This is a genomic window from Shewanella sp. GutCb (assembly GCF_002836135.1).
In the GTDB taxonomy this organism is placed as follows: domain Bacteria; phylum Pseudomonadota; class Gammaproteobacteria; order Enterobacterales; family Shewanellaceae; genus Shewanella.
The window spans coordinates 64,843-79,045 of sequence record NZ_PJBL01000023.1 but is presented as its reverse complement, the minus strand read 5'-3'; the positions used below and the strand labels follow the sequence as shown (position 1 = coordinate 79,045).

General features: G+C 43.1%; 9 protein-coding genes. 3 read left to right on the top strand and 6 right to left on the bottom strand.

All coding sequences use genetic code 11. The annotated features are described in order from the left end of the window. Nucleotides 1-3: 3 nt before the first annotated feature. Nucleotides 4-1,197, bottom strand: a complete 1,194-nt coding sequence (locus CXF86_RS13895; protein WP_102039249.1) for a cyclic di-GMP phosphodiesterase — start codon at nt 1,195-1,197, stop codon at nt 4-6. Nucleotides 1,198-2,114: 917 nt separating this feature from the next. Continuing rightward, on the bottom strand, nt 2,115-2,585 hold the full coding sequence (locus CXF86_RS13890) for a DUF2919 domain-containing protein (RefSeq protein ID WP_102039248.1): 471 nt from the start codon (nt 2,583-2,585) through the stop codon (nt 2,115-2,117). Between CXF86_RS13890 and CXF86_RS22770 the strand changes: the two genes are divergently transcribed. Further along, complete coding sequence (locus CXF86_RS22770) at nt 2,544-2,765, top strand: hypothetical protein (RefSeq protein ID WP_102043951.1); 222 nt, start codon at nt 2,544-2,546, stop codon at nt 2,763-2,765. The two genes, CXF86_RS13890 and CXF86_RS22770, sit on opposite strands and share 42 nt — an antisense overlap. Here the strand turns inward: CXF86_RS22770 and ligA are convergent. The 3 genes from ligA to CXF86_RS13875 form a co-directional block, all read right to left on the bottom strand. Continuing rightward, nucleotides 2,752-4,758: an NAD-dependent DNA ligase LigA gene (gene ligA, locus CXF86_RS13885; RefSeq protein ID WP_101092149.1), complete on the bottom strand. Its 2,007-nt coding sequence runs from the start codon at nt 4,756-4,758 to the stop codon at nt 2,752-2,754. The genes CXF86_RS22770 and ligA overlap by 14 nt on opposite strands. Before the next feature lie 77 nt (nt 4,759-4,835). Beyond that, nucleotides 4,836-5,765 carry a cell division protein ZipA gene (gene zipA, locus CXF86_RS13880; RefSeq protein WP_102039247.1) on the bottom strand — a complete coding sequence of 310 codons (930 nt, stop codon included), beginning with the start codon at nt 5,763-5,765 and terminating at the stop codon, nt 4,836-4,838. Between the two features lie 23 nt (nt 5,766-5,788). Further along, nucleotides 5,789-9,202 (bottom strand): chromosome segregation protein SMC, encoded by a 3,414-nt coding sequence (locus CXF86_RS13875; RefSeq protein WP_102039246.1) that lies wholly within the window; start codon nt 9,200-9,202, stop codon nt 5,789-5,791. Nucleotides 9,203-9,395: 193 nt separating this feature from the next. Here CXF86_RS13875 and cysZ point away from each other — a divergent pair, with 193 nt between their 5' ends. Both cysZ and CXF86_RS13865 read left to right on the top strand, forming a co-directional pair. Then, nucleotides 9,396-10,169 carry a sulfate transporter CysZ gene (gene cysZ, locus CXF86_RS13870; protein ID WP_101092146.1) on the top strand — a complete coding sequence of 258 codons (774 nt, stop codon included), beginning with the start codon at nt 9,396-9,398 and terminating at the stop codon, nt 10,167-10,169. A gap of 183 nt (nt 10,170-10,352) precedes the next feature. Beyond that, complete coding sequence (locus tag CXF86_RS13865; protein ID WP_102039245.1) at nt 10,353-12,692, top strand: carbohydrate binding family 9 domain-containing protein; 2,340 nt, start codon at nt 10,353-10,355, stop codon at nt 12,690-12,692. Between the two features lie 111 nt (nt 12,693-12,803). Here CXF86_RS13865 and CXF86_RS13860 read toward each other — a convergent pair whose 3' ends face one another. Next, nucleotides 12,804-14,045: a GGDEF domain-containing response regulator gene (locus CXF86_RS13860; protein ID WP_101092144.1), complete on the bottom strand. Its 1,242-nt coding sequence runs from the start codon at nt 14,043-14,045 to the stop codon at nt 12,804-12,806. Nucleotides 14,046-14,203: the final 158 nt, after the last annotated feature.

The window sequence follows — 14,203 nt, the reverse complement described above, 5'->3', positions numbered from 1 at the left end:
GATTCACAATGGGCTGAAGTAAAAACTAATATCAGCACTGGGGTCTAATTTTGTTAATGCTGTTTTACTTAACTCATCAATCTTTACGACCCGCTCAATCGATATATTCTCTTTAATCAAATATCGTAATGTTGTGTTCTCACCGTTTTCATCACATGCAAGCACGTGAGGTTGCTTCACTAAAGGGGTGGTGACCAGCACTTTTGCCACTTGAGCATTTGATAGCAACACTAATGTACCGGGAGGATAGATCCCAAGCACTTTAACCAGTGCCGAAATCAATGATGGTGCATGCTTACCCACTCTTTTTTTAAAAAGATAGCCTAATGCGACTTGCGGAGAACGCCCTTCTCCCCCCTTTAGTAAAAGCTCGAAATCATTTGCCAGGGCAACGATTTGTGTGCTTAATGCGATTGCAGACCCTTTCAGTCCGTCAGGGTAACCACTGCCATCTGCCCATTCATGGTGATGTAATACAATATCGAGCACCGCTTCAGGAAATAGATTTTGTTTGGTCATCATGTCATAGCCAAACTTAGGGTGCATCTTTAAAAAGTTAACTTCATGATCGGATAGATTCGACTTTTTCCGCCGGATCACATCAGGCACTTTAAGTTTCCCTAAATCATGAAACAATGCCCCCATCGCCATATCACGCAACTCAGAATTTGGGCAGTCCAGTAAATGCCCCAACATCATCGATAGTACAGCAACGGATACGCCATGCTCGGTTATCGCGCTGTCTTCACCACTATTGACTAATGCAAGGCACGGTATTGGAGTTTCCTTAATGTGATCCATCAGTGATTCAACTAACGTCGCTGCCGCTCGATAAGCCCCCTCTGGTTCAGCGCTCATTTTTGAAAACGCAGTGCGACATTCTACACCGCACTTTTGGAATCGTTGCTGGCTAATTCTTAATGATTTTCGTAGAGATGAAAGCTGCTCTTTTGCATAGTCTTCTGCAGACTGTTCTACCACAGTTGCTACCGGTTGTGCAGCTGTCGTAGTGATTAATTCTTTGCCTGCAATTAAATACACATATGAGATATTCAAGCTTTTAATCAACTCTATCTGTGCTCCGGTTTCAATCTCAAATTGATTAAACACAAAAGGATGATTAGTCCATGACAATGGCAGTTTAATCGTTAAGCCAACGATCAACTGCGACAAAGGTAATTTAACGCCTTTGGACATTACTGATTACTCCAGTGAAATGCACTCAATCTACAAAGCGCCTCACTTTTGAAATAGGAGATTGTGACCAATGACTTTAGCTTGAGTTGAAGTGACGCTAAAGCATTGGAATATCGATCTTACTCATATTTCGATAATAATAGCTTTCTGGTGTGAATAACAGTTAGTAAGTCAATTTTATGACGGTTACGATTAATAAACACTGATACGATTGTCGACCTTGATATGAGATCAAACATCGTCTCAGTGCATTGCAAATACTGACATAGCTAAAAACAGAAGCGAGTCTCACAATGACATTTAGACTAACCATCCTAACATCTGCCATTCTAACGTCGGCCAACGAGCCTCTAACAGGGTGATGTTTTCCGGGTATTTAACCATGACGAATGAACACTTTAGCCATTAGTTATAACTTATAGCGTAATCATCCCTTACTGATCCAACAATACCGATAATGGATATTGTATGCAATCATGAATTGTTGTACTCTAATTCTGCTCTTTGGAGTTGATAGCCCCGACTATTACTTTCAAAGGCAAACTGTCAATTGTCCTTTTATTAAGGCGAGTCTTAATCGAGTGCTGCTTATGGCTTAACTAAAGAAGGTTTTCGTTAATATCCCTGGATCATAATATCGAATGCTGTCGATATTGCAGATTCTTTTGACGCTGTATTTATACAGCGTCTTTTTTTTGCCTATGATTCTATAAATTTGCATTAAATACCGACAGGTTGAAATCATTCAGCGCTACAGCCTGTCCACGAAGGCTGTTATCAAACAAGATTGTCGCCACCTGCAATAGGGTGCTAAACATTTTCGCAGCCCGGGAAGATAAAGCATGATAAGTGCGATTCTATAAGGCCGCTATCCATAGCCGTGTGATTAGCGACGTAACCAAATATAAAGTCACAGGCTACTCATTCGGTGCTGTCCAATCAGAAAAATAATGTGTCAATCGCTTCGAATTAAACAAATATAACGTGCTCCAAAACAGAAAAAGCGCATCTAATCCCACATTCCAGCTATAAACATAGTACGAATGTAATATCCGTTGCACCAGTAAGCTGGCATCTATACACAATAAAGCCAGTAACACCCACTTCATGTAAGGAAATAGAGGCTGTACCCACTGAGGAGTACGTTTTCTTTCCGCAATAATGACCGCGTAGACCACTAAGGCACCCGCCCCCGCCATTAATGCCATCAAGAAATCGGACTTTTGTGGATAAATTAACGCCACCAAGCCAGCCCTATCGCTCGCTTGTGTTAAAGATGCCACTAATATGCACCAACCCCGTGCCAGAAACACCAATATCAGGTAAAGCATCAGCGGGGGCTTAATATGGCCTTTATCGTCAAGCCAAGTAATATTGCTGAAATTCAAATCATCTCCTTTGAGTCAAAATCCGTCGTCGAGACTAAAGCCATTGCCATTGCAAAAGTCACCATCAACAGGATAGATATGGTGCCAGACTTATCAATTTCAATGATTGAGTTTTATGACACAAAAAAGCTCCTTAAAAAGGAGCTTTTATTGACCATGATAACTTTTAAGACAAGATGACAATCAATGCATCTTCATCAATCACTTTTACGCCAAGCTCTTGCGCTTTGGTTAACTTAGAGCCCGCTGCGGCGCCGGCAACCAAACAATCTGTATTCTTCGATACACTGCCTGCGACTTTTGCACCTAACGCTTGAAGCTGTGCCTTCGCATCATTGCGGTTAAGCTGCGTTAAGGTACCTGTTAATACCCATGTTTGCCCTTTCAGCGATAAGTTCTCGTCAGCAACATCTTCAATCACTGGCCAAGATACGCCCGCTTCGATGAGTTTATCAATAACCTCTAGGTTATGCGGCTGTGCAAAAAAGTGCTCAAGATGTGCTGCGACAATGGTGCCAACATCATCGACTTTAACAAATTCCTCTGCATTAGAGGCCTTAAGCGCAGCCAATGTTTTAAAGTAGGCGGCAAGGTTTGCTGCCGTCGCTTCGCCCACCTCGCGGATCCCTAATGCATATAAAAAACGGGAAAAGGTGGTCTCTTTTGCCACACTGATGGCAGCTACAAGCTTAGTCGCAGACTTCATCCCCATGCGCTCAAGCATCGTCATCGCTGATGCTGTCAGCCTAAACAGATCGGCAGGACTTTCGACTAGCTCCTTATCAATTAGCTGCTCAACCACTTTATCGCCCATACCGTCAATATCGAGCGCTTTTCGAGAGGCAAAATGTTTAATGGCTTCTTTACGCTGTGCTTCACAGAACAGTCCACCAGTGCAACGTGCTGTCGCCTCACCTTCAATACGCTCCACTAGGCTTTGACACACTGGGCATTGCGTGGGAAATTCGATAGCTTCAGCGTTTTCAGGGCGTTTTTCAGCCACCACTGCAACGATTTGTGGGATTACATCACCCGCGCGACGGATAATAATCGTGTCGCCCACTTTAACCCCAAGACGAGCGATTTCATCCGCATTATGCAATGTGGCATTTGAGACGGTCACGCCACCGACAAATACCGGTTTAAGACGTGCAACTGGCGTCACAGCCCCGGTACGACCGACTTGGAAATCAACGCCCTCTAACAGCGTCATCTCTTCTTGTGCCGGAAACTTAAACGCGGTAGCCCAACGAGGGGCTTTAGCCACAAAGCCAAGGCTCAACTGATGCGCGATTTGATTAACTTTAATCACCACACCGTCGATTTCAAACGCTAAGCCACTGCGACGCAGTTGAATATCATTGTAATATTCCATCACCTCGGCAATCGAGTCGCAGACGTTAACTTCTTGACTGACTGGCACGCCCCAAGAGCGTAATTGTTCAAGTTGGCCATAATGACTGTCGGCAAGCTCCCACGTTTCAGGCTCAACCACCCCTAACGCATAAGCATAAAAACCTAAGGCACGACTGGCTGTAATTTTACTGTCTAACTGACGCAAACTCCCTGCAGCCGCATTACGAGGGTTAACAAACAGCTTGTCACCTTTAGCTAATGCGCGTTTGTTAAGTGCATCAAATGCTTGGTGCGGCATAATCACTTCACCACGAACTTCAACCAGTGGAGGAAATTTATCACCACGTAGCGTTAATGGTATCGACTTTATAGTACGTACATTCTCAGTGATATTTTCGCCCGTTTGGCCATCGCCACGGGTGGCTGCACGCTCAAATACGCCATCACGATAAACAATACTCACCGCTAAACCGTCGAGTTTAGGCTCGCAACAATAACTAAGGTCCGTACCCACTTTATCGGCAATTCTGGAATGAAATGCGCTAAATTCAGCTTCATCAAACACATTATCTAAACTCAGCATCGGCTTTAAGTGAGTTATTTGATCAAACTTCGCCAACGCCTCACCGCCAACACGTTGTGTGGGAGAGGCTGCACTCGCTAATTCAGGGTATTGGATCTCAAGTTCGTTAAGGCGTCTAAGTAATCTATCGTATTCAGCATCTGGAATAGTAGGATTATCATCTACATAGTAATGGTAATTGTGCTGATTAAGTTGGCTAGTCAGTGCTGCGATTTCTAGTTCAATAGCTTGCATTTATTTTGTCCACATAATAACAAAGGCCGCCGAAGCGACCTTTTAAAAACCGGTTTAACTAATAAGTTGGCTCTGCGTTAAACCTGCGCTCTAATTCGTTGAATATAATTCTGTTTCGTACTATCGAGCCACGTATCGCGGCCACCATCAAGTACAATGCCGCTGAGATCATCTGCAATTTGATGAGCTGAGTTAAGCATAATAGAGAAGTTTCTCAGTGCGTCGCCGTGACAAGGTAATGTCATAAACAACACTACGCCTTGGGTCGAGAACTGCTCCATGCTATCGGGGTCAAATACACCAGGCTTAACCATGTTAGCCATTGAAAATAACACTTTCCCGGTCCCTGCATTGTCTTCATGGCGATGGAATATATTCATCTCACCAAATTTAAAGTTCAATGTCAGTAAGCAAGGTAATAATTCTGCACCGTTAAGCTCTTCACCCTCTTTAGCCACCACATGTAATACCAACACATCTTGTGGTTCACCTAAAGGTTGCTCTTGCTCTACCTCGTCTGCAACAAAACTTTCTTGGGCCGCTTCAGTGCTTAATATTGATTCGTCAGCACCAAATAATGACGGTTGAATCGGTGTGTCTTCCGTAAGCACGTCAGGTTCAGCTTCTGATAGAGAAGGCTCTACTCGAGTCGTTTTTGCTGCGCGAGCGGCTTTTTGAGTTGGCGCTTCAGTTAAACTAAATGTGGTATCAACATTGGATTCAAATACAGTGTCGACATTAGCCGTTGCGCCCGCTTCTGCCATTAATGGCTCAATGCTCTGCTCAGTGACCGTTGATTCATCACTTTGCGCCTTGATGATCCTCACTTCGCCGATACCATCGTTATCGAAACCTTGAGAATCTCTGCGCTCTCGATTGATATCGGTCATAGGGCTTTGTTTGAACCCTTTAGGTTGTTGCTTTCTTATAGACCAAAAACCATGCACAAGTACGGCAATAATCGCTATCGCCCCTAAAAGAAGCAATACCAGTTGCAAATTTTCCATTGGTTACCCTGTAATTCCTATGTTCATCCAGCGTCGGCTAACGCCACCGCTTCATCGATATCTACCGCCACAATGCGCGAAACGCCGGGCTCATGCATAGTCACACCGATAAGTTGATCGGCCAATTCCATGGTGATCTTGTTATGACTAATATATATAAATTGTACGCTTTGGGACATCTCTTTTACTAAACGACAGAATCGTTCAACATTGGCATCATCCAAAGGTGCATCAACTTCGTCCAACATACAAAAAGGTGCTGGATTCAATCTGAAAATAGCAAAAACTAATGATAAAGCCGTTAACGCTTTTTCTCCACCAGAAAGAAGATGGATTGTACTATTCTTTTTACCCGGTGGCCGAGCCATAATCGTGACGCCGGTTTCCAGAAGATCGTCACCCGTTAACGCTAAATAGGCACTCCCGCCTCCAAATACTTTTGGAAATAAAATGCCTAAATCTTTATTCACTTTCTCAAAAGTATCTTTAAATTTACTTTTGGTTTCGGTATCAATTTTCCGAATCGCTTCTTCCAAGCTACTCAATGCGGAATTTAAGTCTTCATCTTGGCTATCTAAATAGCTTTTACGCTCGTTTTGTTGATCAAACTCTTCAATAGCGGCGAGGTTTATCGCCCCTAAGTGCACTATTCGAGCTCGTAAACGTTCTAACTCTTTTTGACGCCATAAAGTGGTACGATTCGCATCGAGTTTTAACAATACCTGCTCAACATCGATACCCTGCTCATTTATTAGGCTGAACTGGCTGTCGATTTGCCCTTTTAAACCTTCACGACGTAACTTTAACGTGCTCATGTTCTGAGTCAAGTCTTCAATCTTTACAAGCTGTTGTTTTTTATTCGCTCCAGCGCTATCGCACCGTTCTTGAAGGCCTGCCTGTTGCTGTCTAATACCACTCAATGCTTGCTGTTTCACTTGTTGAACTTCCAATGCTTGCGCTAACTGCGTTTTTATTGGAAGTGTATTATGATTGGCGCTACCACTCTCTTTATCACCCAGTTGCGCTAGCACTTGCTTTTCGTTGTGCTCAAGCTCTTCAAGTCGTTGCTGCTGGTGATTAACCTTTTGCCCTATTAAAGCGAGTTGAGTCTGGGTAGTTTGTTCAGTTTTAAGTCGCGTTTTAAGTGACTGCTCAGAGCTGCTTAGCAAGGCTTTAAGTTTATTGAGCAACGTAGATGCCGCGAGTTTGTCGGTTTCAGCGGTCTGCTTTCTTTTTTGAGCTTGCTCAAAAGTATGTTGTAACGCTAGGGCATCCTGTTGTAACTGCATTTTCTGAGTCGATAGCTGTTGCTGCTCTTGACTGGTTTCTGTCAGCTCTTGCAGTAACTGTTTGTGCCGCTCATCAGTGTCATTTATAGCATGTTGCATCGCTTTCACTTGCGACTGCAATCCCGCTAGAATCACTTTTTGCGCTTGGATCTGTTGATGTTTTTGCTGCTGAACTGTGACTAATGGTTCTAGCTCTTGCGCTTGCTTAGACAGTGCTTGTGTCAACGAGCTTAAGTTGTTTTCGGTATTGTCTACGGCTTCGATAAGTGCGCTGTATTCATTCTTAAGTTGCACTAACGAGCTTGACTCCGCCGTTTTTTCAACGATAAAGTCAGCCCCAACAAGATAACCGTCGGCGGTAGCAAACATCTCATGTTCAGCGAGTACCGTGCGTTGCTGTATGGCTTCATCTTTAGTTTCTAGCCATTTAACCTGGCTTAACCATGGTTGTAAATTCACCGGCGTATTAATCACATGGTTAGTCATTGGGTTAGCGTTAAACCCAGTGGTTATTTCAGTAACATCGTCGAGGAGTACAGGAGAGTTAAGCACATTGGACAGTAATAAATCGACCGAGCGCTCCCAACCAGGAGTCACCTCAATAACTTGCCATAGCTGAGTGCAGGCAATGTCATTTTCGTTAGGCAGTAACTGCGAAACTACGGACAAACGCCCTTTTTCATCGGCTAATTTGACTTTAACGGATTCAAGTTCAATTTTAAGCGCATCGCTTGCGCTTTGACGAGTTTCAATATTGAAACTCAGCTCGTCATAAACCTCTTGTTCACCTTCGGTCTCTGTCATTAGCGTATCGCACTGACTCGTTAACGCGTTAGCCTTAAGCTCAGCAAGCTTTTCGTTGAGCTGTTGCGCTTTTTCCGTCAGCCTAGCGACGAGCTTTTGCTTTTGAGCAAACTCATTGACACTGTGATTAAGTTTACTTCGATTCATCTCAACGGCTAAATGCGCTTTAGCCTCTGTACTACTGTCTAACTGAAACTGCTCTGAAAGCTCACTATTGCGTTGAGTAGCTTGTACTAATTGAGCTGATTCGTTGGCAACTTGATGTTGCAAACCTTCCATTTCTGGCTGAGATTGTTGCTGTTGTTCTTTAAGCTGAGTCTGGGTTTGACTGTCGCTATGGAGTCCGGTTTGATGTAACTCTACTTGCTTTGTGATCTCTCGCAGTCGTTGATTTAAACTGTCATTTTGCTGCTCACGATGTTTCATCGATTGCTCAAGCTTGGCAATATGTGTTTTGGACAAGTAAAAGGCTTCAACTTGCTCATGCTCGCGGCTGTCCAACTCACTTAATTGCAAGCTTAACTCAGTCAAACTCAATTCAAGCGTCTGTTTCTCTGCTAATAGACTGGCTTGCTGCACTTCCAACTTACCAATCTGAAGGTTAAAACCCTCTATTTGCTGATTAAGCTCATGGTAACGAGATACCACCAGCTCAGATTCGCATTGACGTTCAGATTGCTTTAACTCTCTATATTGCTTCGCCGTTTGAGCTTGCTCAGCGAGCCTCTCTAATTGCTTACCCAGTTCAGAGCGAATATCGCCCAGCCGTGATAGGTTTTCTCGAGTATGTCGGATCCGGTTTTCAGTTTCACGTCGACGCTCTTTATAGCGAGAGATCCCCGCAGCTTCTTCAATGAATACCCTAAGCTCTTGCGGCTTGGACTCAATTAGACGAGAAATCGTTCCCTGCTCGATAATGGCGTAACTTCGAGGGCCAAGCCCGGTCCCCATAAAGAGATCGGTAATATCTTTACGACGACACTTTTGATTATTTAGAAAATAATTAGAGTCGCCATCTCGGCTCACTTGCCTTTTTATCGCTATCTCTTGATAACTGGCATATTCCCCAGCAAGTCGATTATCTTGATTATCAAATAATAGCTCTACACTGGCGACTGATACTGGTCTTCTCGCTGTTGAACCGTTAAAAATAACGTCAACCATAGAGTCGCCACGAAGATGTTTAGCTGAGCTTTCACCCAGCACCCAGCGCACAGCGTCAATAATATTTGATTTTCCACAACCATTTGGACCAATAATGGCGCTCAAAGGGTTTGGTAAGGGAATTTTGGTTGGATCGACGAATGACTTGAATCCGGCAAGTTTTATCTGTTTAAGTCTCATGATGCCGTTTTGGTCACTTCCACGCTAATTTATTTAGCGACTAAGTTTGATGGGGTTATTCCGATGCTAACTTTACCAAAGCTAACAGCATTTTGTAACGTTTTTTATCAGTGATTAACGGCTTTTCACTTGCGGATAAAATCCGACTGACTCACAATCGTGCTAATGCGCAATTTTAGCTAAAAAGAATTCTATGAATAAAACCAATCCAGTAACAAAAAAAAGCGGTGTTAATTACTTCTTAGAAGGCTTTAGTTTAATTAAACGACCCGGACTAAGGCGCTTTGTGTTTATCCCGCTTGCTATCAACTTAGTGATCTTTGCAGGCTTGATCTATTTTGCTTTCGGGCAATTGGAGCAAGTATTCGCTTGGCTAACGGGCCAACTCCCTGAATACTTAACGTGGTTGAATTTTCTTTTATGGCCACTAGCAGTGCTGACATTATTAGTGGTGTTGTCTTTTGTGTTTAGCTCAGTGATGAACTGGCTAGCGGCTCCGTTTAACGGTTTGCTGGCGGAAAAGGTAGAACAGCTCTTAACGGGCAAGCCGCTCAATACTGGGGGGGGAATCGATTTAATCAAAGATTTACCGCGGATTTTTGGTCGAGAATGGATAAAACTTAAATATTATCTGCCGCGCGCCATTGTTTTTTTGCTGCTGTTTTTACTGCCTTTTGTCGGTCAAACAGTCGCGCCCGTTTTATGGTTTCTCTTTAGTGCATGGATGATGGCAATTCAATACTGTGACTATCCTTTTGATAACCATAAAGTGCCTTTCCCTGAGATGAAATTTGCCCTTAATCAAACAAAAGGCACTAGCTTCAGCTTTGGTGCTGCAGTCACTCTGTTTTCGATGATCCCAATCCTCAACTTCGTTGTGATGCCAGTAGCGATTTGTGGTGCTACTTCAATGTGGGTTGATAAATATCGTGAAGCATACAAAAACAGCGCTATCGCACCAGAGTAACTCGCTGTAAATACCCGATTAACGCCGTTAAACCAGGTTGATTCATGGCTTAACGGTTGTTTACTCTAATGTTAGCAACTGCCTACCCTCAGACAACATTTGTAACAAATAGCCTACCTTTTTAACACGCACTTCCTTTACAATTCACCCACCTAAACGCCTAGCTTTCAATAATAAAAACAAATGAATAAAGCCACTATTTTCGCGACGTCACTGCTTGTCGCTATTTCGACCTGCTCCTTGAAGGCAAACGCCGGACAAGAAAGTCAATTCAATATTCAAATTCCATCGCTCACAGGTAACATTGAGGTAGATGGTGAATTTAATGAGCCACAGTGGAAAAATGCTGTGTCGACTCAAATAACAATCGAAACCAGCCCTGGGGAAAACATTACCGCCCCCGTAAAAACGGAGGTTAAGCTCTACTCAACCGATACCAGCCTATTTCTAGCATTTACTGCCTATGACTCCAACCCCTCTCAGATCAGAGCCAATCTGAGTGATCGTGACAATGTTTGGGGTGATGATTTAGTCGGTATAAAGCTCGATACTTTTAATGATGCTCGATTGGCTTATCAGTTCTTTGTTAACGCCTACGGTGTGCAAATCGACTCGATTGAGAATGAACTCACCGGAGATGAAAGTGATGCTTGGGATGGCATTTGGTATTCTGCTGCAACACGAACAGCAACCGGCTACCAAGTTGAAATTGAACTGCCCTTTAGAGTTCTCAATTTTGATAATACCGACCAGAAAAAGTGGGGCATCGAACTGGTTAGATTTTACCCACGAAATGAGCAGCATCGAATATCAAGCCACAAAATTGACCGAAACAACAGTTGTCAGCTGTGTCAATTTGGGGTGATGAGCGGCATGACGAATCTAGAGCAAGGCAACGATTTACAGATCACTCCATCCGTCGTTTTTAATCGAAATAGCCTGCGTCCACATGCATTAAATAGTGATTGGGACAGTGAAAACAACGTTGAACCTAGTCTAGATATTCGCTGGGGGATCACCCCAAGTACCTTATTAAGTGCAACCATAAACCCTGATTTTTCCCAAGTAGAAGCAGATGCTGGTCAGCTCGATATTAACAGCACTTTTGCACTATTTTATCCAGAGAAGCGTGCCTTTTTCCTCGATAATAAAGATTACTTTGATACGCAATTAAACCTGCTGCATACCCGCAATATTGTCTCCCCCGATTATGGACTCAAACTCACGAGTAGAGTCGGTGACCATACCTTTGCCACACTGGCGACCAACGACAGCACCACTAATTTTCTGGTACCAGGCAACTTAAGCTCTGATATCGCCACTATTGATGAAAAAAGTCAGAACTTTGCAGGCCGTTACCGTTATGACGTCGGTAAGGAGCTGTCAATGGGCGCCTTGGTCACTGCCAAAACCAGTGATAACTATCATAACTATGTCACCAGTGTTGACGTTAAGTACCAACCCACAGATCAAGATACATTTACCGGACAATATGTAGTTTCTGATACTCAGTATCCACTGGGGTTGTCACAAACCTTATGCAGTAACAGCGACTGTTTACCGGAAACCGATTGTGATTTAAATGACTGCGGTATTAATGAGCGAGTTTTGCGCACAAATAGTGCCGATGCCATTAATGGTGATATGTATTTAGCAAAGTATGAGCATGAAACCCGCAATTGGAACACTGTAGCGCAGTATCAGTCAGTGGCTGAGGACTTTAGAGCTGACTTAGGCTTTATTGAAAAAGTCGATTTTAGTAAACTAGTCATTGGGGGGGGCTACACCTGGTATCCACAAGACAGCAGCTTCAACAAAATTAGACTCAGTGGAGATTGGGACATTAGCCATAATCAAGCGGGTGAGAAACTAGAACAAGAAGCCGAAGGAAAGCTTGAATTTGAGGGGTTATGGCAAAGCTACACTGCGTTTGGGTTAACGAATCGTCAACGTGTGGGGAGACGCCATGATAGCGCCAGTCTAGCGGTCAATAATAACAGCCAGATGTTTGACGAAACAATGGGCTGGTTCTACGCCAATATGAAACCCACTCGCACATTGTTTCTAGAAGTGGACATTGATTACGGTGATAGTATCGATTTTGCTAATGACCAATTGGGGACTAAGTTCCTGCTTAATCCAGGCGTTAGTTGGAATGTAACCGATTCGATAGAACTCGATGTGTCGCATGTCTACCGCACCATGGATGTGGATGACGCACGCTTGTTCACCGCCAATTTAAGTGACCTAAGATTGAGCTGGTATATCGATATTCACAACTTTATTCGACTATCTAGCGTTTACACCCATATTGAAAGAGATCCGAGCCTTTACCTGTACAGCTCACCGAATAAGGTGCAGCAAGACTTGGGTAACGAGATCCTTTATGGCTACAAGCTTAACCCACAGAGCGTATTTTATGTAGGCTACTCTGATGGCTTAAAATCTAACGATTCTATTGACTCATTAATGAAAACTGAAGAAACCTATTTCATGAAAATGAGTTATGCCTGGATCCTCTAGAACTTTAAATAATAACATTATAAATCAGTATTTTGAAAATATAAAGCAGCCAACAAAAAGGGCTTAAACAAAATCGTTAAGCCCTTAATCATTTTAATCACGTGGTTAATATTACGCTATACACACCAAATTACGTCCACTCGATTTTGCTTCATATAATGCGACATCAGCGCGTTGTAGCATGTCGTCAACGCTCTCACCCACAATAAAACTTGCGACTCCAGTGCTGACAGTAATCGTCAAGTCTCCTTTGCTGGTCGTTACAGGTTTGCTCTCCAGCTGCATTCTAAATCGGTCTAACAATGCAAATGTTTTCTCGACACTAAGTCCTTTAAAACCAATAACAAACTCTTCACCGCCGAATCTAGCTACGGTAAAGTGCTGTGAAAAAGACTGCTTTAATCGCGCCGCGAATTCTATAAGAACTTCATCACCGACATCATGGCCATAGGTATCATTCACTTTTTTGAAAAAGTCGATATCCATTAACCCTAAAGACAGCATCCTTTGATTTCGAACGATTACAGGTAACTTGTCTTCATATAAACTAAAGAAATAACGTCGATTAAATACATTGGTAAGATAATCTAAATTGGCTTGTTCCCAAAGTTTTGCCATCATGTCTAAGGCATCAAGCGTGTTGAGCACCCGACAATGGAACTCTTCATGAACAAAGGGCTTTTGTAAGAAGTCATTCGCGCCATTTTTAATAAATCGAGCCGACAGACTTTCATCACTGTCACTCGACAAACCAATAATCGCCATATCTTCTCGACTGAACTGCTCTCTAACTTTAATGATCAGTCCAAAACCATCTAATCGTGGCATGTTGTAATCGGTAATAAGCAGTTTAATATCGGCGTTACCTTTGAGAATATCGAGCGCGGCTAAGCCGTCATCGGCTTCGATAACCTGAAACAGATGCTGCTCTAATAAACTGCGAATAAACTTACGACTCACTAATGAATCGTCTGCTACCAGTACTTTAACGCTTTGGTTACGCTGTAAACGCTTTACCAACTTGGCCGTATATTCATAGCTAAAGCGGTTCTCTTTTAGCACATAATCGACGATACCCAATTGCAAAAGTCGTGAACGTTCTTGAGGGTTCCAGCTCCCCGTTAATACGATACAAGGGAGTTGCTGCGCAAGCACCAGCTTTACTATCTCTCCGTCTTGCGCGTCTGGAAGATTGAGATCCGTTACCGCGACAAAGTAATCATTTTCTAATAATAGCTTTTTCGCACTCGCCATATCGGGAGCGACATCGACCACACAATCTAATTCTTGGGTTATTAAATGACGCATTACCCTTGATACAACTTGGCTATCTTCAACCACTAAGATCCGCAACTTCACTCTCCTTAAATCCCTTACAGCTTCTCTACGTCCCTTAATCGGCCTTTATAAAAGACTCTTTAATGATTAAGTTTCCATATCGAAAGGGAAAACTACATCTGTAATACCAATTCCATTAAATAGTTGATCATACGAAACATGTTGTCTCTTTT